The following is a 24,177-nucleotide window of genomic DNA, read 5'->3' as shown; positions in this document are numbered from 1 at the left end:
TTAGCGCCTTTGTGGCAAACCTACTTAAATCAAGCAAATCACAAAACTCGTTTTATCTTCATCGGTTTGATAGCTTAAATAGCCACCGTGCGCTTCAATAATATTTTTTGAAAGCGTTAAACCAATTCCGGCGCCGTCTTTTCTGGTGGTGAAAAACGGAAGAAAAACTTTGTCCTGAATAGCTGCATCAATTCCTTTTCCGTTATCGGAAATCGAGATAAAAAAGCGATTATTTTCTGTATAACTTGATACGTACATTTTCTTTTCTGACTTTTCTTTCAACGCATGAATACTGTTTGTAATCAAATTAATAATCACCTGCTCCATTTGGTTTTTATCAATTAAAATAGAACGTGAACTATGAATTTCATTAATTAATTCAATATTTTCAGATTTTAAAATCGGACTCATAATTCGTAAACAATCGTCGAAAAGTGCATTTATCGACGTCATTTGTTTCGTTGGCGTTGGCAACATGGCCAATTTTCGATAATTTTCAACAAAAACCTGCAAATGGTCGCTTCGGTTAATAATGGTCGATATACTGCTTTTGATATCATCAAAATCGTCTTCTTCTAATTTTTCCTGATCGACAATGTGAAGTAAATTCTGCGAAAGCGCACGAATTGGCGTCAATGAATTCATCAATTCATGCGAAATAATTTTCATTAGATTAATCCAGGCTTCTTTCTCTTTTTTCTCTATAACACGCTGAATACTATCCAATAATACAATAAAATATTCTCTATTATAACTTTGCGTTCTCGAAGTCTGAAGCATAAAAGTCTGTAAATCTTGCTCTTCAATTTTTATCGAAATAGCCGATTTTAACTCGCTGAAATCTGTTTTTTCAATTTCAAAACATAGCGACGGAAGATAATTTTTAAGGTATTTCCAATGACTTACTTTTGGCACTTTAAATAAATCCGAAAAACAATCATTCATTAAAAAAATGTTCCAATCGTCGTTTTCTTTTTCCAAAATCAAAGCGGCGCTGTCGATATTATTTAAAAGCGAGCGATAAATCAATTCTTTCGAAATTTGCTCTTGTTGCTGCACTTTCAGCGTTTCATACAAAAGATACAAACTCTCAAAATTGTCTTTTCTATTTTCTTCAGGGAAATTTGTTGTGAAGTCATTCTGCAAAATCGAAAGCAAAGTTCTGTCGTAAAATTGCAATTGATTTTTTACATAAAAATACATTTCGGCCAACATTATAAGAACAAAAATGCCAACCAAAAGTGCGTTGTAATAAAACATTTTATAAATAAGAAAAACGCAGAAGAAAAAGAGCATCATTACAAACAAAACTCTCACAAACAAAGCGTTATAAAATTTCCAGTTTTTCATTTATTATATTTTTTATTTGCCACGGCTTTTCTTTTTTCTGGCCACAGATTAAAAGGATTAAAGGGATTTTTTTATCTGCTGAATCTGCAAAATCTGCGTGAAACTAAAATTTAAACAAAGTAAAAATCTTTTTAATCCTTTTAATCTGTGGCAAAAAAAATCTTGATTCTTGGCTCTTGCTTCTTTTCCCTTAATTCTTCAAATCGTACTTCTCAATTCTTCTATACAGCGCGGCTCTTGACAAACCTAATTCTTCGGCGGTTTTTGAGATGTTTCCGTGATGTTTGAAAAGTGCTTTTTCGATTGCTGTTTTTTCCAATTCAGACAAAGGGTTTTCGTCATTTTCCTGAATTTCTTCAAAATCTAAAATATCAAGATCGTGAACAGAAATGGTATTATTATCGGCTAAAATTAGCGCGCGTTCGATTTTATTTTCCAGTTCTCTGACATTTCCTTTCCACGGATATCGTTCTAAATATGGCGCAACATTTTCATCAAAACGCCATCCCGAAGTTTCGGGACCATGATTGTATTTTTCAGCAATCTGATTCAGAACAAAATTCGCCATCGGAATAATATCATCTTTTCGTTCGCGCAAAGGCGGCAAATTGATTTCCATCGTATTGATTCGGTACAGCAAGTCTTCTCTGAAAATCTTGTTTTTTACCTCAGCCTTAATATCATTGTTAGTTGCCGAAATGATTCGGACATTTAAAGGTCTTGCTTTGCTTTCGCCCAAACGCGTAACTGTTTTTGTCTGCAAAACATGCAATAATTTGGATTGCAAATGAAGCGGAATATTACCAATTTCATCCAGAAAAATAGTGCCGTTTTGCGCCAATTCAAATCTTCCCGGTGTATCGGTTTTTGCATCAGTAAAAGCGCCTTTTGCGTATCCAAAAAGTTCACTTTCGAATAAATTATCGCTCAAAGAACCCAAATCAACATGCACAAAAGGTTCATTTTTTCGTTCTGAATTCTGATGAATAAACTCTGCAAAAACATATTTTCCGGTTCCATTTTCGCCTAAAATCAAAACATTCGCATCAGTTCTCGCCACTTTTTCGGCAATTGAATACGCTTGCTTTATTTTTTGGGAAGTTCCTGTAAAATATCTTTTTTCGATTTTTTCAACAACCGGTTTTTTATTGTTTTTTCGGCTTTCGGCGACAGCCTTATCAATTACTTCGATTAATTTTTCGTTGTTCCAAGGTTTCAAAACATAATCAAAAGCACCAATTTTTATTCCTTCAACAGCGGTGTCAATTTTCCCGAAAGCAGTCATTAAAATCACAATTGTATTTGGAGAAAGTGTTTTAATTTCTTTCAGCCAATGAATTCCTTCGCGTCCGTCTTCAAACCCAATTCGGTAATTCATGTCCAACAAAACCACATTTATGTCATTTTCGCTTAAAGCAGAAATGATTTTTTTAGGACTATTTTCAGTAAAAATCGTTTCAAAATGTTTTTTGAGAATCATTTTTGCCGAAAAAAGGATTTCTTCCTGATCGTCAACAATTAATATTTGGGCTTGTTTTTTTCTCATGCGTTATTTTTTTGTCCGATTTTGAACGGTCAACTGTTCATTATCGAACACTCTCTTTTTAGGTCGTTTTTAGAAGCTTCTTTAAAATCAATGCTTTACAAATTATAAATTTTGTGGCACAGTATTTACCTATTGGTAATCAGTAAATTATTTAAAAAATGGATAAGGTAATTCCTCGTAAAAATAGAAAATTTAGATATCTCACAATAGCAATTGGAGTTTTTTTAGCTTTAGCCGTAATCGTCTTTTTTTCGTTTAACACTAAAAGAAGTTTAAATGTAAAAGCCGAGGAACTTTCGATCCAAAAAGTAGAAAAAGCTTTTTTTGAAGATTTTGTTGTTTTTCAGGCCAAAGTTGAACCGCTTAACGTAATGCTTGTAAATGTTACTGAAGGAGGATCTGTAAAAGAGATTTTTGTCGAAAACGGCGCAATGGTTACCAAAGGACAATCGCTTGCACGATTGTACAATCCGAATACTGAGTTGAATTATCTGACTCAGGAAACTGCAATTATCGAGCAAATCAACAATTTGAATACCGGAAAACTAAACATCAGAAATCAGGAATTGAACTTGAACAAAGATTTGGTTTTAATCGAGCATGATTATAATGACGCCAAAAGATTGTACGATATGAATTCGAAATTATATGATAAAGATGTCATTTCGAAAAACGACTGGAATACTTTTAAAGAAAACCTTCGTTTTCAGGAAGAACGAAAAAGAACGATCCAGCAGAGTATTCAGAAAGAAAAACAATCGAACCAATTACAGATTTCTCAAATTAACCGCTCGATTCAGACGATGGAAAAAAGTTTGGATATTTTGAGAAATAACAAGAAGAATTTCTTGATTACCGCTCCAGAAACTGGTCGATTGACTTCCTTTGAAGCTGTCTTAGGACAAAATTTTCAGGCAGGTCAAAGCATAGGGAAAATTGATTCAAAACGTGGCTATAAACTCGCTGCCGATGTAGATGAATTTTATTTGGAAAAACTTCGCGAAGGTTTAAAAGGTCAGGTAGAATTTAAAGGAAAAGCGGTTGAAGTTATTGTTACCAAAGTAATTCCGGAAGTAAAAAGCGGACATTTTACTGTAGAATTGGCTTTTACTTCAAAAGAAAATATTGCGTTACAAGACGGACTTAGTTTTGGAGTAAAACTGATTTTATCTGAACGAAATAAAATATTGGTTTTGCCAAAAGGAAGCTTCAATCAGGAAACTGCAGGAAAATGGATTTTTGTAGTAAAAGGAAATAAAGCCGAAAGAAGAAACATAAAACTAGGAAGAGAAAACCCTTCGTATTATGAAGTTCTGGAAGGCTTACAGGAAGGCGAATCTGTAGTAACTTCATCGTATTCTGATTATAAGGATATTGAGGAGCTTTCTATTCAGTCGCAGTAGACGGTTTTCAGTCGCAGTCGCTGTCTCAATTTTCAGCAGTCAATTCACAATTTACAATTAATAATTCACAATTATAAAAGTTTCAATCATCAATCAAAAAACACAATCAACAACATTTAACACCTTTACAAAAATGATAACAATTCAAAATTTAACCAAAGTTTTTAGAACAGAAGAAGTAGAGACATCAGCATTGAGCGGTGTTTCTCTAGAAATTAAAAAAGGTGACTTTTTAACTATCATGGGACCTTCAGGTTGTGGAAAATCGACTTTATTAAATATCATTGGTCTTTTGGACAGCGCTTCAGACGGAAGTTATACTTTATTAGGTCAGGAAATGATTGGTCTTAAAGAAAAAGGAAGAGCAAAGGTTCGTAAGGAAAATATCGGATTCATTTTTCAGAATTTCAACTTAATCGACGAACTTTCAGTTTACGACAATATCGAATTGCCTTTGCTTTACAACAATGTTAAAGCATCGGACAGAAAACAAAAAATTGAAGCTATTGCGGAGAAATTAAATATTTCGCACCGATTGAAGCATTTTCCGCAACAGCTTTCGGGAGGACAACAACAAAGAGTTGCCGTTGCAAGAGCTTTGGTAAATGATCCAAAAATCATTCTTGCCGATGAGCCAACTGGAAACTTAGACAGTAAAAACGGTAATGAAGTAATGGAACTTTTAACGGATTTGCACGCCAAAGGCGCAACAATTTTAATGGTAACCCACTCTGATTATGACGCTTCGTTTTCGCAAAAAACGATTCATATGAAAGACGGTGTAATATTCTCTGAGAGATTAAACCAGAGAAATGTGGATGTTTTTATGGACGCTAAATAAAAAAAAGATGATAAAATTTATCGTAGCAGCAATTGTAATTCTGGTAGAATTCGTCTGCAAAATATGGGCTATTATTTAAAAAATTGGTTTAATAAAACCTGACGTAACTATAAAACTAACACCATGATTTCTAACTGGTTTAAAATATTTATTTATCATTTAAAACAAAACAAACTGTTTTCGTTTTTGAATGTTCTAGGATTGAGCATCGGGATTTCCGGAGTGATTTTCGCTATTTTGTATTGGAACAACGAACAAGCATACGATCAATGGAATCCTGAAAAGGAGAACGTTTATATGGTTCTGAACAAAATTGGCACAACAGGCGATATTTGGGCAACTAGCTCAATTCCTTTTGGCGAAACCTGTAAAGCTACAATTCCTGAAATTGAAAAAATTTGTTTTCTCTATAACTGGTACGATGAAGGCGCTATTAAATATCAAAATCAAATCGTACTCGATAAAAAAATCACCAATACTGATGAAAACTTTTTTGACTTCTTCCCTTTCGAAATTATAAAAGGTGCAAAAAAGGATATTTTAAAAGAAAAAAATAGCGTTGCTATATCGGAAGATCAGGCAAAATTGCTTTTCAAAAATGATGATCCAATTGGAAAATCTATTTCTTACATCAATAAAAGTTTTATCGTAAAAGCGGTTTATCGCGTAACTAAACCTTCATCAGTTGAACCAAATTATGTTTTTAGCGGCATCAAGCGTGATGGAGATAAAGATCAATGGGGAAATTTTAATTATGCCCTGATGGTTAAAGCAAAAAAAGGCACTGATGCTACCGTTCTTAGAAAGAAAATGCAGAATGTAACTTTTGTAAACAGAACCGTAAAAGATGCGAAAGCAAGCGGTATGACCGTAGAACAATACCTAAAAGAAAATGGTGAAATCGGGGTATTACTGGATCAATTAAAAACATCACGTTTACATAGCACAAAAAGTTCTGGAGGACAGGATTTTCCTGAAGGAGCCGGAAACTTAAAACTGCTTTATATTATGATCGGTTTATCGGTTCTGATTTTAGTTTTGTCATTGGTAAACTATATCAATCTGGCAACTGCATCGGCAATTAAACGTGCTAAAGAAGTAGGTGTGCGCAAAATTGTAGGCGCAACAAAAAAACAAATCATCTTACAATTCATTTTTGAAACTTCAATAATTGTGCTTCTTGCAATTGTTTTTGCATTGGCTATTGTAGAACTTTCATTGCCTTATTATAATACCTTTTTGAGAAAAACTTTGACTATGAATGGCGGCGAATTTTACCTGCAGCTCATTTTTATATTTGGATTAGTAATCGTTCTTGCGGGTATTTTCCCTGCTATTTATATCTCAAATTTTGAAACATTAAAGGTAATTAAAGGTAATTTCTCCAGAAGCAAAAGCGGAATCTGGATCCGAAATTCGATGCTTATTTTTCAATTCGGAATCGCTGCATTTTTTATCATTGGCGCACTGATTGTCAATTCGCAGGTTAGTTTTATGATGAACAAGGATTTGGGTTTTAGCGGTGATCAGGTTCTTTCGGTTACTTTCCATACAAAAGACAGACTTAGGAAAACTGAAGATTATTTGGTTGCCAAACAAGAAATCAAAAAAATACCGGGAGTTGTTGATGTTACTACATTTGCCGGTACTTTTGGAGGCAATTCTGGCTCAAGTTCTGGATTTAAACACAACGGAATTTTTGTACAACCAAAGAATATCGAAATGGATTTTGGTTTCCTCGAAATGATGAAAATCAAAGTACTTCAGGGACGTGATTTATCTCCTGAATTTGCTTCGGACACAGTGAGCGGGATGCTTATCAACGAAACACTTGCAAAAACGCTGAATCTTAAAAACCCAGTAAACACAATGATTACATCAGGATGGAGTATTGGAAATAGCGATAATTTAAAATTTAAAGTGGTAGGTGTTGTAAAAGATTTTAACCTGACGAATTTACAAGATAAGGTTTCTCCAATGGTTTTTATTAATCTTAAAACCTTAAAATGGAATAACTTTAACAAAGTTCTGGTAAAAGTTTCGCCAAATAATTTGTCTGAAACGCTGGCTGGATTAAAAAGCTATTGGGAGAAAAATGTAAATCCGGATTACCCTTTTAGTTATGATTTTGTAAACAAAGAATTTGCAAAAACATATGAAGAACAAGTGAAGCAAAAAAATCTATTCTTTATCCTGAATTTAGTTGTAATTATAATTGCCGTGTTCGGATTGTTTGCTTTGGCATCATTTTCGATGGAAAGAAGACTGAAAGAAATTGCAATTAGAAAAACTTTGGGTGCAGAAACCGACATTTTACTAAGAGAGCTATCCAAACAATATTTCTTATTTTGTTTATTAGGATTTGCAATAGGAATTGTTCCGGCTTATATTTTATTACAAAAATGGCTTGAAGATTTTGCGTACAGAGTTAATATTTCTGTAATTCCTTTCACTGTTTCACTAATTTCATTGATTTTGTTAACGCTGCTTATTGTTGTTACAAAAGCTTATCAGGTAACAAAAATGGACATTTTGAAATATTTAAAATACGAATAACTTGTAGACCATTTTTTTTACAAACCCGCCAAAATTAGAACTTTTGGCGGGTTTGTTTTTTCAGAATAAAGAATCCTCTTTGCGTAATTTCTTTCCGTTTTCTGTTCTCTAAATTAAAATAGTATCATTTTGAATAATTTCAATATCAATAAATACGATTTAAAAAGGGCAAGAATCCGAACTTAAACTGTTATCTTTGCAGTCTGAAATGAGTTTAAATTAACATAGTTTCTTAAATGAATTTCATCAATAGAAAACCTTACAGTAAAAATGAAATTAGATAGAAAAGAAATTCTTAAAGCTCTGGAGACTATCACCATAGCAGGAGAAGGAAAAAATATGGTGGAAAGCGGTGCTGTTAGCAACGTGATTACATTTGGTGATGAAGTTGTAGTAGATTTAGTATTACACACACCTGCAATGCACATCAAAAAAAGAGCTGAAGACGATATCAAAAAAACAATTCATGATTTGATATCTCCAGAAGCTAAAGTTAAAGTAAACATTAAAGTTGAAGCTAAGGAAAATCCTAATGAAATAAAAGGAAAAGCAATTCCTGGAATCAAAAATATTATTGCCGTTGCTTCTGGAAAAGGAGGAGTTGGAAAATCTACAGTAACAGCAAATCTTGCCGTTACATTAGCAAAAATGGGTTTTAAAGTTGGTGTTTTAGATGCTGATATCTATGGCCCTTCTATGCCAATTATGTTTGATGTTGAAAACGAAAAACCGGTTTCGACAACTGTTGACGGAAAATCAAAAATGAAACCAATTGAAAGTTATGAAATTAAAATTCTTTCAATCGGATTTTTTACAGCACCAAGTCAGGCCGTAATCTGGAGAGGACCTATGGCTGCAAAAGCATTAAATCAAATGATTTTTGATGCAGACTGGGGCGAATTGGATTTTATGCTTATCGATTTACCTCCAGGAACTGGTGATATCCACCTTTCTATCATGCAATCATTGCCAATTACCGGTGCAGTTGTTGTAAGTACTCCGCAAGCCGTAGCACTTGCTGATGCTAAAAAAGGAGTTGCTATGTTTATGCAAGACACGATCAATGTTCCTGTTTTGGGAATTATTGAAAATATGGCGTACTTTACTCCAGAAGAATTACCTGACAATAAATATTATATCTTTGGACAAGAAGGAGCTAAAAACCTTGCTGAAGATTTAGGCGTTCCGTTTTTAGGAGAAGTTCCTATTGTACAATCTATTCGCGAGGCAGGAGACTTTGGTCGCCCTGCAGCTTTACAAACTGCTTCAGTAATTGAAACTGTTTTTGAAGCCATTACGAGAAATGTTGTACAGGAAACAGTAAACAGAAATGAAAGCTTACCAGCAACAGAAGCCATAAAAATAACAACCATGGCAGGTTGTTCAGCTGCGAAAAAGAACTAATAAATAAGACAATTGAGATAATTAGATAATTAGATAATTATTATGCTGTATGCAAATTATCTAATTTTCTAATTGACACATTTTCTAATTGATAAAATTATGACAACAGAAGAATTAACAAATAACGTTTTATTGGCTTTAGATGAAATAAGGCCATTTTTAAAGTCCGATGGCGGAGATATTACGCTTATTTCTATAGATGAAGACAAGCACGTTAAAGTTCGTCTTGAAGGAGCATGCATTAGCTGCAGCGTAAATCAGATGACTTTAAAAGCCGGAGTCGAAACAACAATCAAAAAATATGCACCACAAATTGAAACTGTGGTTAATATAATGTAAAGATATTGCTGTTTTTCACGCACACATCGCTCTGAATTATTAACAAGAATAATATTTCTTTTGATTGTTTCTTCTTTAATTTTTAATAAAAACAATCAAAATATTGAATGATTTTGCGAATTTAACAAAAAACAATATAAAGTTTTAAGATATTTGGTTAACGAATTATTACATATTTAATTAAATTTGTATCATAACCCTAAATCTTAAAACTATGAAGAAATTTTACTCTTTGTTATTATTGTTGTTTTTTGCAACTGCAAATTATGCTCAAAACAAAACCGTTATTGTTGATAAAGCCTGGGTAAATGAAGCTGAAGAATGGAGTGATTTCTCTTATGCCGGCCGTATTGTTTTCTCAATTAATCCTAATGATGAACCAGGAACTTTGAGAGTTGGAAATTATGATTTTCTTTATGATTTTGTTGAAGGAAAAGGAAAATTTGCAAACAAAGCAACTTACAGTTCAGCTGAATTTTCGCATCCAAGAAAAGTTTCTGCAACAACAGACAAACAAGGTGTCTTAAATTCAACTTACGAAGGAACATTGATCTTTCAGTCTGATAGAGATTACTATTCTGTAATTGCGATTGTTACAATTCTTGAAAAAGGAGACAGTATACTTGGTGTAAAAATGCATTTAAAAGATAATAGCAGAAAGGAGTACGCTTTTAGTACTAAACCAACAAGTTAATTACGTAAAGGATTTTTTCACGTTTAGAAAATCCTGACAATAAAATTCCACAATTTAAAAATGGATGTATTAATAAAGATTAAAGATCGAGAAGGAGTTATACACGAATTGCAAGCTCCCACTGATATGGCAATGAATGTAATGGAATTATGCAAAGCATATGAACTTCCTGTTGAAGGAACATGTGGAGGAATGGCAATGTGTGCTTCCTGCCAATGTTATGTTCTTAATGATGTTGCATTACCAGAAATGGGAGATGAAGAAGAAGCCATGCTTTCGGAAGCATTTTATGTTAAATCTAATAGTCGTTTAGGCTGTCAGATACCAATTACAGTAGAATTAGAAGGACTGGAACTAGAACTGGCTCCGGAATATTAATAATAAAAAAGGCGAGAATTTAATTCTCGCCTTTTTTATTATCCATTAAATTGTTACATGTCTTAAAAGCTTAAACGCGATCTTGTCATCTCGACTGAAAGGAGACCCGAGCGATAGCGAATAGGCGAAGCAAATCACACACGTAACTCGACAAAGATTGAAGATTTTGATTGCGGAGCTTCTTGTGTGATTTCTCCTTTCAGTCGAAATGACAAAACTTTGAAGTTTAAAAACCCGTCGGAGTGTGCACAGAAAAATCAAAAAAGCCGTAATTACAATTTGCAATTACGGCTTCTTCTTTATAACAATTTTCTTTAATCTTTCAGTTTTATACCAAACCTGCCTGAATTAAATATTCAGCAATTTGAATCGTGTTTGTTGCAGCACCTTTTCTTAAGTTATCAGCAACGATCCACATGTTTAATGTGTTTGGCTGGCTTTCATCACGACGAATTCTTCCAACAAAAACATCATTTTTACCTTCAGCGTATAATGGCATTGGGTAAGTGAATGTATCTAAATTATCCTGAACCACTACTCCATCTGTATGGTGTAAAATTTCACGAACTTCATTTACATCAAAATCATTTGTAAACTCAACATTTACTGCTTCGCTGTGTCCTCCAACAACTGGAACACGAACTGCAGTAGCAGTTACTCTGATAGTGTTATCACCAAGAATTTTTTGAGTTTCGCGAACTAACTTCATTTCTTCTTTAGTGTATCCGTTTTCTTCGAAACTGTCGCAATGTGGAATAGCATTTCTGTGAATTGGATATTTGTAAGCCATATCACCCTGAATTCCTGCATACTCATTTTCTAATTGTTTTACCGCTTTTACACCAGTTCCAGTGATAGATTGGTAAGTAGAAACAATAATTCTCTGAATATTATATTTTCTATGCAAAGGAGCCAAAGCTAATACCATCTGAATAGTAGAACAGTTTGGGTTTGCAATAATTTTATCTTCTTTAGTTAAAACAGATGCATTGATTTCAGGAACAACCAATTTCTTAGTTGGATCCATTCTCCATGCTGATGAGTTGTCGATAACTGTTGTTCCGGCAGCAGCAAATTTTGGAGCCCATTCTAATGAAGTATCTCCACCAGCAGAGAAAACAGCAATATCAGCTTTCATATCTACGGCAGTTTGCATTCCAACAACTTTATATTTTGTTCCTTTATATTCGATTTCTTTTCCTACTGATCTTTCAGATGCAACAGGAATTAATTCTGTAACAGGAAAATTTCTTTCTGCTAAAACTTTAAGCATTATTTCGCCAACCATTCCGGTAGCACCTACAACTGCAATTCTCATTATTTATATTTTTTAATAATTCTATAATCAAATTTGTTCTGCAAAAATAAGTATAATAAAAGTCTTGACAAGGCGATTCACAAAAAATAACAAAATGTTACAAAATAAACATTTTGTAAAAAAACCGCCTCTTTAGAAGGCGGTTAAGTTAGACTTAGTGTAGCGGTATTATATCTTATTTATTTTTTAATAAATCTCTAATTTGTGTAAGCAATTCTTCCTGAGTTGGTCCCGCAGGTGGAGCCGGAGCTTCTTCTTTTTTAAGTTTGTTTATTCCTTTAATAATCAAGAATAAAACAAAAGCAACAATTATAAAGTTAATTACAGCGGATAAAAACAATCCATACTTAACACCTCCAAAAGCTGTTAATTCTTCGATCGTCGACAAATGAGCAGCATCTAAAGCTGGTTTTAATAATAATGGCGTAATAACATTCTCGATAAATGAACTGACAATTTTACCAAAAGCAGCACCAATGATAACACCGACAGCCAAATCGACTACGTTGCCTTTCATTGCAAATTGTTTAAATTCTGAAAAAAATCCCATATCGTATCTATTTACATTTATAATTAGTGAGTATCGAAAATACGCAATTTTCTTGAAAAAACCACATTCTTTTCTCTTTTGCACCATATAAGTCATGTAAGAAACATAAGCTTGATGCTGTCGAAATGATATAATTAAGTAAAAAAAGAAAAGCAGTTCAACTAAAATGAACTTATATAACTTATATGGTTTAAAAATTCTATCTGAAAAACACCCGTTTCACTCGTTGTGAAATGCTGGTCATAATTTCATACGGAATTGTTTTTAATGCTTCAGCCATTTCAATAACCGTTGGGCTTTCGCCGAAAATAATCACCGAATCGCCTTCTTTGCAATCTATATGACTTACATCGACCATTAACATATCCATACAGACGCTTCCTACGATTTTGGCTTTTTGATTTTTGATGGTTACAAAACCAACTCCATTTCCCCATAAACGTGCAATTCCGTCAGCGTAACCAATTGGAATTGTTGCAATTTTTGTTTCTTTTTCGGCCATAAAACGACGTCCGTAACCTACGCTGTCACCACTTGGAATTGTACGTACTTGAGAAATAATTGATTTTAAAGTTCCAACATTCTCGAGGTATTTTTGTTCTGACGAATCATTGGAAACGCCGTACAATCCAATTCCTAAACGAACCATATTATATTGTGCATTCGGGAAATTGCTGATTCCGGAAGTATTTAAAATATGACGAATTGGATTTATATTTAATTCCGTCATTAATTTTGACGATAATTTCTCGAACAAACCGATTTGTTTTTCAACAAAACCGAAATGTTTCGGATCGTCACTTGTTGCCAAATGCGATAAAATACTTTGAACACGAACGCTCGAATTGTTTCTTAAAGTTTCAATCAATTCATCGATTGTATTTTCTTCAAAACCTAAACGATGCATTCCGGTATCCATTTTTATGTGAATGGGAAAATCTTTTAAATTCTTTTCTCTGGCAATTTTCAAAAAGGCATTTAATCCTTTTAAACTATAAATTTCAGGTTCTAATTTGTATTGAATGATCGAAGGAAAACTTGTCGACTCCGGATTCAAAACCATGATTGGTAATTTGATTCCACCATTTTTCAGCGAAATTCCTTCATCGGCGAAAGCCACACCTAAATAATCAACTTTATGATGTTCAAGTAATTTTGCGATTTCCAAACCTCCGTTTCCGTAACCGAAAGCTTTTACCATTACCATGATTTTTACATCATTGGCCAATTTTGATTTATAGTAATTTAAGTTATGACTAATGGAATCCAGATTGATTTCCAGAACCGTTTCATGCGTTTTTTCTTCAAGTAAAGAAACGATTTCTTCAAACTGAAAAGATCTTGCGCCTTTTATCAAAATGGTTTCATTATGAAAGTTTAGCTTTTCTATTTCATTGATAAAATCGGCAGTATTTTGAAAAGTTATACAATTCGAAAATTTCGCTGCAAAAGACGAAATAATTGGTCCGATGCCGATTACCCGATTGATTTTATTATCTGAAATAAGCTGAGAAACTTTAGAGTATAATTCTTCATTTGAAAACCCGCTTTGAAAAATATCTGAAAGAATAACCGTTTTTGTCGCATTCTTTTTTTGCTGACTTTCTAAAAAGTCCAAAGCAATTTTAAGCGACTGAAAATCGGAACTGTAACTATCGTCAATTATACTGCAATTATTGATTCCGTTTTTGACTTCAAGTCTCATTTTTACCGGATACAACATTTTCATTCGGTTTTGAATCGTTTTGGAATCGTATTTAAAATAAAGCAAAACCAATAAACAAGAAATAGCATTTTCTATTGAAGCGGAATCATTAAATGGAATTTCTAAATCGGAAATTTCATTTTTATACTGATATTGAATGGATGTTGACTCGTTTTTGGTTTCTTTTTTCAGAATAAAAACATCAGCAGAATTATCTGTAAAACTCCACGAAAAAAGTTTTCGGGGATGAATCATATATTCTGCTGCAAACTGAGTTAGACATGATTCTACAACTTCTGTTTTTTGATATATAATTATCGGACAATCTTTAAACAAAAGTAGTTTTTCATCAATCTTTTGAACCAAATTTAAAAAACCTTCATCATGGGCAGAACCAATACTTGTTAAAATACCAATATTTGGTTTGATGATTTTTTCAAGCTTTTCCATCTCATTTACAGTAGAAATTCCAGCTTCAAAAATCCCTAAATTGTGTTTTTCATTTATCGCAATTACAGAAAGCGGTACTCCAACCTGAGAATTATAGCTTTTAGGACTTCTGATAATATTATAATCGGGACTTAACAAGAAATTAAACCATTCTTTTACGATTGTTTTGCCGTTGCTTCCGGTTAAACCGATGACAGGAAAATCGAATAAATTCCTGTAGTAAGCGGCAAATTGCTGCAATGCATTTAAAGTGTTTTTTACCACCAAAAAATTGGCTTTGTCTTTTACATTTTCGGGAATGTATTGAACGGCAAAATTTTGAACTCCTTTTTCAATAAGTTCTTCTATATATAAGTGAGCATCATTATTAACGCCTGACAGGGCAATAAACAAAGTTTTAGATCCGTTTTGCAGTGAACGGCTGTCAATTGAAATATGATCAACAAAGATATCTGCGTCTGAACCTACCCATTTGGCTTCCAGAACCGGGATAAGACTTTTTAGATTTATGCTCATTTTAGAAATTCTTTTTGTCAAATTTAAAACATTAATAGTAGAAAAAAGTTGTTATTTTCTTAAAAAAACGGCCGCTTGACAATCCGTATTTATATTTGATTATATTTGTTTTTAGACCATAAAATAACCACGTTTTGAAAAAGATATTGCCATTATTCTCCTATATATTACATCCGATTTTTATCTCGATGTACGCCACTTTATTTTATCTTTTTTGCAAAGGTGACGCCTTTACCAATCAGGAAAAATACTTTGTTTTATTTCAAATCCTGATTATTACGATTTTAGTACCTACGCTTTTCTATTTGCTGCTAAAATCTACTGGACATGTAACTTCAGTAATGGTTCATGAAACTTCACAACGTAAAATCCCGCTGATTCTGCAATGTTTTCTCTATATTTTATTGGTAAAAAGAAGCATTATAATTGGCCGTTATCCGGAACTTCATTTCTTTTTTCTGGCAGCATTATTCAGTACCATTTTAGCTTTGGTTTGTTCTTTATTTAAAATCAAAGCAAGTTTGCATATGGTTGCCATTAGTGGTTTCGCCATGTTTGTTATAGGTTTGAACATACATCTGCAAATGCAAAATCCGTATTGGCCAGCTCTTTTAATCTTTTTGACCGGTGTTGTTGCTTCTTCAAGATTGGAAATGCAGGCGCATACCCCAAAAGAAATAATTCTTGGATTATTAATTGGCGTTGCACCTCAACTTTTGTTTCTGTTTTTATGGTTATAAGATGTAAAAAATCAATCCCGCATTTAGCGTTTTTAGATTAATTTTTTCTCCACTCAAAGTTGTAGCAGATTTATAAAGCGGATTTAAACCGTAATAGATATAGATATTCCAGGTATTATAACCAGCTGAAAGATACGGACCGTACTGAAATTTATTAATATCAGGGTTATTATTTACTCTGTATTTGGTTTCGCCATCATCCAGAATAGAGCTGCATGAAAACACATAACTAAATTTTACCCCCAAATATATCCTCCAAAACTTAGTACTTTCAAAAGTTGAGTTACGCCATCTAAATTCGATAGGAGCATCAACAGAATATTGCTTGTATCGATTTGAAACAAATTCACCATAATCATTTACACCATAAACAACCTTTCCGGCTCCATCTAGGGAAACATTCAGATTTTGATAATAATTCTGGTAACTCAACCCAATTCCGGGAGCAATAGCATAAGTTCTATTTTTATTAAGTGGAATATCTCGAACAAAACCACCAGAAAGTCCAAGCGAAAACTTATTTTGTTTAAAATGATCCGGAAGATCTGTAAACATATTATAAGTTACAGAAAAATAAAACTGATCTTCACGATACAAGGAATCGATTTTAACCACTGGTTTTATTTCTGCTTTAACATCTTCCTGCGAAAATGCATTGAAAAACGAAACTAAAAACAAACAACTAAAAAGTATTCGCATATCGTATTTTGGTTTAAGGGAAGTTTTCAAGTAAACGTTTTTTGGAGTTGATTTATTTCACTTACAAATATAATATAATGCCAGTTCAAGATGAGATTTGAGAGTAATAATTCTTTTTTTCGTTGTCCACAAAATCATTCGTTGCAAATTTTTCAATAAATACAGCATAGAATTCAAAAAATGAATGACTTTTTCAGTCCTCTTTTATACCTTTGCCTTTTATGAAGAAAAAGCAGCTCATAATAAGTCTTTCTATGGCGCTGACAGTATTGTTCTCAATATTGTTTCAGTCCATACACAGTTATGAGCATATTATAAAGCAGCTTTCAGAAAAACAATGTCATCACGATTACAATGATCCGAGCGGAGAAATAACGCATCAGCATCACAATTATGATCTTTGTTATGTTTGTAATTTTGCCTTTGGTGCGTATACAATTCCAGAGCATTTTTCATTTGATTTTCATAATTTCAATAGAGAAATTCCTTATTTCTTTACCGTTTCAGAAAATATAAGCCTATTTTCAGAAAGTGCTTATTTATTGCGCGGACCGCCTACTGCCGTAGTTTCTTAAATTTTCGAACTTTCGAATACCAAAAATCTTTTAATCCGAATTCAAAATCACTTTGAGTTTCCTAATCCTGCTTTTTAATCAGGATCAGAATGCTTCATCGTTGCTTTTCATTCCTTTTTAAAAGAAAAAAATCAATTTAACTATAGCATCATTTTCAAATGAAAAAATTTATAATAGCCCTAATTTTGGGTTTTTCGGGCATGCTTTCAGCCCAAAATTCGGTTTCAGGAATTGTAACCGACAATCAAAATCAGCCAATGCCGGGCGTTTCTGTATATGCTCCGGAACTACATAAAGGAACAACAACAGATGCAAACGGAAAATACGAACTGAACAATCTACCGAGCGGAAGTTTACGCCTTGCCTTTTCTTTTGTTGGATATGCCAATCAAAACCAAACTATTGCAAAATTAGCGAAGGAAAACACACTTAATATTACCCTTTTAGAATCTATTCTCGAAATGGATGAAGTTGTCGTTTCTACTCCTTTCAACAAATTGCAATCGCAAAACGTAATGAAAATTGAGCACGAAAGCATTAAAACTTTACAACAAAAAGGAACGTCGACTTTAATTGAAGGTTTAGCAACAATTCCGGGAGTTTCGCAAATTTCAACAGGAACTTCAATAGGAAAACCAGTAATTCGCGGACTTAGCGGCAATCGTGTTTTGGTTTATTCTCAGGGCGTTCGTATCGAAAATCAGCAGTTTGGAGACGAACATGGTTTAGGTTTAAATGATGCCGGAGTTGAAAGCGTTGAAGTGATAAAAGGTCCTGCTTCTTTATTATATGGCTCTGATGCTTTGGGAGGAGTTTTATATTTTAATCCTGAAAAATTTGCCGATGCAGGAACTTTCAAAGCTAATTTCAGTCAAAAATATTTTACCAATACGGAAGGAAGCAATTCTTCAATTGGCTTAAAAACGTCTACAGACAATTGGAAATTTTTAGTGCGCGGAAGTTATAACACACATTCTGATTATAAAATTTCAGGCGGAGACCGTGTGACAAATTCTCGTTATAACGAAACTGATTTTAAAACCGGAATTGGTTACAGTAATTCAAGTTTCTCAAGTGTTTTAAGATACAACTACAATAAATTGGATATCGGAATTCCTGAAGACGGAATTGCAGAGCAATCTTCGAGCAAAGACACACAATTTCCAAGACAGGGAATTTTCAATCATTTATTGAGTTTGAACAATGTTATCTTTTTTGAAAACTCAAAACTGGATGTTGATTTAGGATATATTTCTAATGACCGAAGCGAATTTGAAGACAGCAACGAAGCTGCATTACACATGAAGTTGAATACTTTCAACTATAATGCAAAATATCATTTCCCGAAATTCGGTAAAATTGAAACCATCCTAGGCGTACAGGGAATGCATCAAACGAATAAAAATTCGGGAGAAGAATATTTGATTCCGGACGCGACAACGAACGACTTTGGTGTTTTTGGAACCGCAAATTACGAATGGGACAATAGTGTTTTACAAGCTGGATTGCGTTTTGATAACCGAAACATCAATTCTATTGCACACGGAATTGAAGGTGAAGAAGGTTATTTTCAGGCTTTAGACCGTTCTTTTGACAGTTTTAATGCTTCTTTAGGATACAAAACAAAATTGGCTGAGCCATTAACGCTTCGATTGAATGTTGCTTCAGGATTTAGAGCGCCAAACTTAGCTGAACTTACTTCAAACGGAGTTCATGAAGGAACAAACCGCTACGAAATTGGAAATGCCAATTTGAAAACAGAGCAAAACGTTCAGACAGATTTGAACCTTGAATATAAAAACTCGCACTTTGAGTTTTTCATCAACGGATTCTATAATCATGTCAACAATTATATTTACACTTCGCCAACTGGAGAAACCTTAGATAATAATGATGTTTTTGCATACGTTCAGGATAACGCGCAATTGTTTGGAGGTGAAGCTGGATTGCACATTCACCCGCACCCGTTAGACTGGTTGCATTTTGAAACTAGTTTTGAGACCGTAACGGGCAAAAAAGAGAATGATGATTATTTACCTTTAATTCCGGCAAACAACTGGAATAATACTTTAAGAACGGAATTCAATATCAAAAACTGGTTAAGCGAAGGTTTTGCTTCATTAAACGTTTCTTCGACCTTTAATCAATCAAATGTAAGTGGTTTTGAAACGGCTTCTAAAGGTTATGCTTTAGTGAATTTAGGTTTTGGAGGAACTGTAAAACTTGGGAAAACTGCTTTCGACGTAAACCTTAACGGAAACAATTTATTCGATAAAAAATACATTGCCCACCTTTCAAGACTGAAAACAGACGGTATTCCAAACATTGGAAGAAACATCGTTTTAGGGGTAAATTTCAACTTATAATTTTTTAACCATATAAGTTATATAAGTTCATTTAGTCTTTGTTTGGCTAATATTTTCTTACATGACTTATATGGTTTATTTTTTCAAAACAAAAAATGCTATTTTTGTTAAAACCGACAAACTTAATTATGAAAAAAACATTTCTGCTAATGGCAATTACAACTGCTGGAATTTCATTTGGACAAAATAAAATTCAATATCCGCAAACCAATAAAGGCGAAACTGTCGATGTTTATTTTGACACAAAAGTAAACGATCCTTATCGCTGGCTTGAAGATGACAAATCTGCCGAAACCGGAGCCTGGGTTAAAGCTCAAAACGAAGTTACTTATGGTTATTTAGATAAAATTCCTTTCCGTGAAGAGCTAAAAAAGCGAATGGAAAAACTTTGGAACTACGAAAAAATTGGCGCGCCACATACAGAGGGGCAATTCACATATTACTCAAAAAACAATGGGCTTCAGAATCAATCTGTAGTATATAGAAAAGACAAAACAGGCAAAGAGGAAGTGTTTTTAGATCCAAATACATTTTCTAAAGACGGAACTACTTCGCTTGGCGGATTGGATTTTTCTAAAGATGGAAATAAAGCTGCGTACGCCATTTCTGAAGGCGGAAGCGACTGGAGAAAAGTAATTATCATTGATGCGCTTTCTAAAAAAGTTTTGGAAGACACTTTAGTAGATGTAAAATTCAGCGGTATTTCATGGCACGGAAATGAAGGTTTCTACTACTCTAGTTATGATAAACCAAAAGGAAGCGAACTTTCAGCAAAAACAGATCAGCACAAATTGTATTTCCACAAACTGGGAACTTCTCAAAAAGAAGACAAAGTTATTTTCGGCGCAGACCAAAAAAGAAGATATGTTGGTGGTTATGTTACGGAGGACAATCGTTATTTAGTGATTACAGCTGCAAATTCGACTTACGGAAATGAATTATACATTAAAGATCTGACTAAGCCAAACAGTCCGATTGTGACTATTGTAGACAACTTCAACAGCGATAATAACATTATAGAAAACGAAGGAAGCAAATTGTTCATCGAAACCGATTTTAATGCGCCTAACAAACGTGTTGTTACGGTTGACGCTGCAAATCCTAAACCGGAAAACTGGAAGGATTTCATTAAAGAAACAAAAGACATTTTATCTCCTTCAACCGGAGCAGGATACTTCTTTGCTAATTATACTAAAGACGCGGTTTCATTTGTACAACAGTATGATTATAACGGAAAATTAGTTCGTGAAATCAAACTTCCGGCTGTTGGAACTGCAGGTGGATTTGGTGGAAAAAAGAATGAAAAAATTCTTTATTACAGCTTTACAAATTATACAACTCCGGGAAGCATTTATTCTTTCGAACCAAAATCAGGTAAATCCGAAGTGTATGCAAAACCTAAAGTAGATTTCAAAAGTGAAGATTACGAATCAAAACAAGTATTCTATACATCAAAAGACGGGACAAAAGTTCCTATGATTATTACCTATAAAAAAGGCACTAAACTAGACGGTAAAAACCCTACAATTCTGTATGGTTACGGCGGATTCAATATTAGCTTAACACCAAGTTTCAGTATTGCAAATGCAGTTTGGATGGAAAACGGAGGTGTTTATGCTGTAGCGAATTTAAGAGGTGGCGGTGAATACGGAAAAAAATGGCATGATGCAGGAACTAAACTTCAAAAACAAAATGTGTTTGATGATTTTATTGCTGCTGCGGAATATCTAATCGCTCAAAAATATACCTCATCTGATTATTTGGCTATACGCGGAGGATCTAACGGAGGTTTATTGGTCGGTGCAACGATGACACAGCGTCCTGATTTAATGAAAGTCGCTTTACCAGCGGTTGGAGTTATGGATATGCTTCGTTATAATGCGTTTACAGCTGGTGCAGGATGGGCATATGATTATGGTACTTCTCAGGATAACAAAGAAATGTTCGAATACTTAAAAGGATATTCACCAGTCCATAACGTTAAAAAAGGAACTCATTATCCGGCAACTATGGTTACAACAGGTGATCACGACGATCGTGTAGTTCCGGCGCACAGTTTTAAATTTGCTTCTGAATTACAGGAAAAACAAACAGGAGATAATCCGGTTTTAATTAGAATTGATGTTAAAGCAGGTCACGGAGCAGGAAAATCTGTTGCGGCTACAATTCAGGAGAATGTAGATATTCAAGCTTTCACACTTTACAATATGGGTTTTAAAGCTTTGCCTAAGAAGTAAGACTTTAAACAGAATTTTTTTAAGCCACGAATTCACGAATTTATTTTGTGAATTTGTGGCTTTATTTTTTAGTACCTCTCGCAGATTTTGCAGATTAAGCTGATGCTATGTGTAAAAATCTGTAGAATCTGCCAAATCTGCGAGAGAAATAATTCGCGGAAATTAGTGTAATTCGTGGCAAACCTTTTTTAAATTTGAGAAACAAAAAAAACACGCAATGAAAATTATAAAATGGGGAATTATTGGCTGCGGAAATGTAACTGAAGTAAAAAGCGGACCAGCTTTTCAGAAAGCTCAAAATTCAACTTTAGTTGCCGTAATGCGAAGAGATGCAGCTCTTGCCGAGGATTACGCCAAACGCCATAATGTCCCAAAATGGTATTCGAATGCTGAGGATTTAATAAACGACCCGGAAGTTGATGCTGTTTATATTGCCACGCCTCCATCTTCTCATAAAGAATATACCTTATTAGCTGCAAAAGCAGGAAAACCGGTTTATGTCGAAAAACCAATGGCTTTGACTTTTGAAGAATGCAACGAAATGATCGCCGCTTGTAAAGAACATAATGTGCCTTTGTTTGTCGCTTATTACCGAAGAGCTTTACCTCGCTTTTTAAAAATTAAAGAAATTATCGACAAAGGAAAACTAGGAAACATAAGACATGTAAACTGCGTTTTATATCATTCTTTTGAAGCACGTTATGATGATGAAATCAATCTTCCGTGGACAGTTTTACCTCATATTTCCGGTGGTGGAATTTTTGTTGATTTGGCTTGTCATACTTTAGATTTTCTGGATTTTGCTTTAGGTCCGATAAAATCCGTTCGCGGGCACGCGAGTTCACAATTAATGGCTTATCCGGCTGAAGATTCAGTTTCGATGTCCTTTTTATTCGAAAACGGCATTCACGGATCCGGAATATGGAATTTCACCAGTTTTGAACGTTACGACAATACTGAAATTGTAGGTGATAAAGGAAAAATCTCGTTTTCTACTTTCGGAAATGATCCCATACATATTCAATACGCAAATGGAGAAAAAGAAAGTATAACAATTGAAAATCCATTACATATTCAACAACCTTTTATAGAAACTGTCATTGCTGAACTTTTAGGAAAAGAAAATGCTTCTGCTTCAAAAGGAATTTCCGGAGCAAGAACGACTTGGGTTATTGATGAAGTTTTGAAGGGGTTTAGAGGTTTGAATAAATAATATAATTGTGCTTTTGTCATTTCGACTGAAAGGAGAAATCACACCAGAAGATCGACAAAGATTGGCGATAATCGTTGCGGAATTACTGGTGTGATTTCTCCTTTCAGTCGAAATGACAACAAAGCACAAAAAAAAAGGATATTCATTACGAATATCCTTTTCTTAAACTATAAAAAAACTTTGGAAAATATTATAGGCTGTATTTAACACCTAATGTCAAACCTAAACCTGAAATACCAACGTATGAACTTAATTCGTCCATTGGTTTATCTTTATTAACACCATTTGGGTTTGTTAAAGCATTGTTAGAATTCACATCTAAACCATCTCTGTAATTAGTATGAATTTGAGCTGTAGATCTAGAAGCTAAAGCATCATTTCCGTTTACAGTAAATTCAGTTGTTTCTTTTGTTTTACCATGAACTGTAAAGTTACGGTACTCTAATTCTGCGAAAGCAGAAAGATGTGAAGTAAGTTTGTAAGTTGTACCAACAGCAGCTGTAAATCCTATAGTTGGGTTTGGTTTAACTTTATCAACACTATGAACGTTTCCAAAAACTGGAGCACCAGTACCTGGATTAACTCCGATTGGAGCAACAGCATCCGTTTTAATTTCTAAATCTCCATGAATTGGAACTAAAACCCCAACTTTAGTATAAGGCTCAAATCCGTTAGACTCTCCTAAAAACATTACAATTGCAGGCGCTAAATCAAAAGCTGTAATTTGACCAACTGATTTGAAATTGTAAATCCCTGTAGTTGCTGATGTAGGAATATATGGCTGATCTGAAGTAGTCTGTGCCATAGTCTTATCGTTACTAGAGTAATAATTTACTCCTAACTCTACTCCAATACGTGTAGAAAAACGGTAACCTGCAGTTATACCAGTTCTAAAACCTTGTCCAAAAGAACCAGTGATACTCTTTTCAGACACTAATTTACCTCCTACATATGTTCTATCTAAAGCCGCATTTCCTCCAACAGTTGGAAATTCAGTTGAAGCAGTTTGGTTGAAATAAGATCCACCTAATTTAAAATACCAGCTTTCTGGTTTGTCTGCTTTTTCTGTTGTCTGCGCTACTGAAGCCATAGAGCAAACTAATAATCCTAATAAAAATAGGTTCTTTTTCATAATTCTGATTTAATTAATTTATACAAACTTAGAATATTTTAACATATCCGTACAGCCTGCATTGTTAGACTTGGAACGAAATCGTTGTAATTTTGGGCAATATTACTAAAAAACTATTATGCACGCATATTTTTAACATTAAAATTTTACATTCTTTTAAATTTT

Annotated in this window: 19 protein-coding genes; 12 read left to right on the top strand and 7 right to left on the bottom strand. The window is 33.8% G+C overall.

Going from position 1 to position 24,177, the window contains the following annotated elements; translation table 11 throughout:
• Positions 1-24 precede the first annotated feature (24 nt).
• Both BD847_RS09520 and BD847_RS09515 read right to left on the bottom strand, forming a co-directional pair.
• Positions 25-1,350 carry a sensor histidine kinase gene (locus tag BD847_RS09520; protein WP_115888037.1) on the bottom strand — a complete coding sequence of 442 codons (1,326 nt, stop codon included), beginning with the start codon at positions 1,348-1,350 and terminating at the stop codon, positions 25-27.
• Positions 1,351-1,540: 190 nt separating this feature from the next.
• Positions 1,541-2,896: a sigma-54-dependent transcriptional regulator gene (locus BD847_RS09515; protein WP_115888036.1), complete on the bottom strand. Its 1,356-nt coding sequence runs from the start codon at positions 2,894-2,896 to the stop codon at positions 1,541-1,543.
• A 158-nt stretch (positions 2,897-3,054) separates the two neighbouring features.
• On the opposite strand from BD847_RS09515, the gene BD847_RS09510 reads away from it, so the two are divergent.
• From BD847_RS09510 to BD847_RS09480, 7 genes are all read left to right on the top strand, one after another.
• Positions 3,055-4,299 carry an efflux RND transporter periplasmic adaptor subunit gene (locus BD847_RS09510; RefSeq protein WP_115888035.1) on the top strand — a complete coding sequence of 415 codons (1,245 nt, stop codon included), beginning with the start codon at positions 3,055-3,057 and terminating at the stop codon, positions 4,297-4,299.
• 133 nt (positions 4,300-4,432) lie between these two features.
• Positions 4,433-5,140 (top strand): ABC transporter ATP-binding protein, encoded by a 708-nt coding sequence (locus tag BD847_RS09505; RefSeq protein WP_115888034.1) that lies wholly within the window; start codon positions 4,433-4,435, stop codon positions 5,138-5,140.
• 123 nt (positions 5,141-5,263) lie between these two features.
• Positions 5,264-7,696 carry an ABC transporter permease gene (locus BD847_RS09500; RefSeq protein ID WP_115888033.1) on the top strand — a complete coding sequence of 811 codons (2,433 nt, stop codon included), beginning with the start codon at positions 5,264-5,266 and terminating at the stop codon, positions 7,694-7,696.
• Between the two features lie 270 nt (positions 7,697-7,966).
• Positions 7,967-9,100 carry an Mrp/NBP35 family ATP-binding protein gene (locus BD847_RS09495; protein WP_115888032.1) on the top strand — a complete coding sequence of 378 codons (1,134 nt, stop codon included), beginning with the start codon at positions 7,967-7,969 and terminating at the stop codon, positions 9,098-9,100.
• A 99-nt stretch (positions 9,101-9,199) separates the two neighbouring features.
• Positions 9,200-9,439: a NifU family protein gene (locus BD847_RS09490; protein ID WP_026727037.1), complete on the top strand. Its 240-nt coding sequence runs from the start codon at positions 9,200-9,202 to the stop codon at positions 9,437-9,439.
• 214 nt (positions 9,440-9,653) lie between these two features.
• Positions 9,654-10,133 carry a hypothetical protein gene (locus BD847_RS09485; RefSeq protein ID WP_115888031.1) on the top strand — a complete coding sequence of 160 codons (480 nt, stop codon included), beginning with the start codon at positions 9,654-9,656 and terminating at the stop codon, positions 10,131-10,133.
• Between the two features lie 60 nt (positions 10,134-10,193).
• Positions 10,194-10,511, top strand: a complete 318-nt coding sequence (locus BD847_RS09480) for a 2Fe-2S iron-sulfur cluster-binding family protein (RefSeq protein WP_115888030.1) — start codon at positions 10,194-10,196, stop codon at positions 10,509-10,511.
• A gap of 328 nt (positions 10,512-10,839) precedes the next feature.
• Here the strand turns inward: BD847_RS09480 and BD847_RS09475 are convergent, their stop codons facing one another.
• The 3 genes from BD847_RS09475 to BD847_RS09465 form a co-directional block, all read right to left on the bottom strand.
• Positions 10,840-11,829, bottom strand: a complete 990-nt coding sequence (locus BD847_RS09475; RefSeq protein ID WP_115888029.1) for an aspartate-semialdehyde dehydrogenase — start codon at positions 11,827-11,829, stop codon at positions 10,840-10,842.
• Between the two features lie 175 nt (positions 11,830-12,004).
• Complete coding sequence (mscL, locus tag BD847_RS09470) at positions 12,005-12,379, bottom strand: large conductance mechanosensitive channel protein MscL (protein ID WP_026727040.1); 375 nt, start codon at positions 12,377-12,379, stop codon at positions 12,005-12,007.
• Positions 12,380-12,578: 199 nt separating this feature from the next.
• On the bottom strand, positions 12,579-15,050 hold the full coding sequence (locus tag BD847_RS09465; protein ID WP_115888028.1) for a bifunctional UDP-N-acetylmuramoyl-tripeptide:D-alanyl-D-alanine ligase/alanine racemase: 2,472 nt from the start codon (positions 15,048-15,050) through the stop codon (positions 12,579-12,581).
• A gap of 134 nt (positions 15,051-15,184) precedes the next feature.
• Between BD847_RS09465 and BD847_RS09460 the strand changes: the two genes are divergently transcribed.
• Positions 15,185-15,790, top strand: coding sequence for a hypothetical protein (locus BD847_RS09460; protein ID WP_244201577.1), 606 nt, complete (start codon positions 15,185-15,187; stop codon positions 15,788-15,790).
• Here the strand turns inward: BD847_RS09460 and BD847_RS09455 are convergent.
• Positions 15,785-16,519: a porin family protein gene (locus tag BD847_RS09455; RefSeq protein ID WP_317125301.1), complete on the bottom strand. Its 735-nt coding sequence runs from the start codon at positions 16,517-16,519 to the stop codon at positions 15,785-15,787. The genes BD847_RS09460 and BD847_RS09455 overlap by 6 nt on opposite strands.
• 191 nt (positions 16,520-16,710) lie before the next feature.
• Here BD847_RS09455 and BD847_RS09450 point away from each other — a divergent pair, with 191 nt between their 5' ends.
• From BD847_RS09450 to BD847_RS09435, 4 genes are all read left to right on the top strand, one after another.
• Positions 16,711-17,064, top strand: a complete 354-nt coding sequence (locus BD847_RS09450; protein WP_115888027.1) for a hypothetical protein — start codon at positions 16,711-16,713, stop codon at positions 17,062-17,064.
• Positions 17,065-17,222: 158 nt separating this feature from the next.
• A complete protein-coding gene (locus BD847_RS09445) occupies positions 17,223-19,430 on the top strand; it encodes a TonB-dependent receptor (protein WP_115888026.1) in 2,208 nt (735 codons plus the stop codon).
• A 128-nt stretch (positions 19,431-19,558) separates the two neighbouring features.
• Positions 19,559-21,667, top strand: a complete 2,109-nt coding sequence (locus tag BD847_RS09440; RefSeq protein ID WP_115888025.1) for a prolyl oligopeptidase family serine peptidase — start codon at positions 19,559-19,561, stop codon at positions 21,665-21,667.
• Between the two features lie 217 nt (positions 21,668-21,884).
• Positions 21,885-22,880, top strand: coding sequence for a Gfo/Idh/MocA family protein (locus BD847_RS09435; protein ID WP_115888024.1), 996 nt, complete (start codon positions 21,885-21,887; stop codon positions 22,878-22,880).
• Between the two features lie 190 nt (positions 22,881-23,070).
• On the opposite strand, the gene BD847_RS09430 is transcribed toward BD847_RS09435, so the two are convergent.
• On the bottom strand, positions 23,071-24,012 hold the full coding sequence (locus BD847_RS09430) for an outer membrane beta-barrel protein (RefSeq protein ID WP_115888023.1): 942 nt from the start codon (positions 24,010-24,012) through the stop codon (positions 23,071-23,073).
• Positions 24,013-24,177: the final 165 nt, after the last annotated feature.

The sequence above is a fragment of the Flavobacterium cutihirudinis genome, from assembly GCF_003385895.1.
In the GTDB taxonomy this organism is placed as follows: Bacteria; Bacteroidota; Bacteroidia; order Flavobacteriales; family Flavobacteriaceae; genus Flavobacterium; species Flavobacterium cutihirudinis.
The sequence above is the reverse complement of the archived record's forward strand: the minus strand, read 5'-3'. Positions and strand labels throughout refer to the sequence as shown.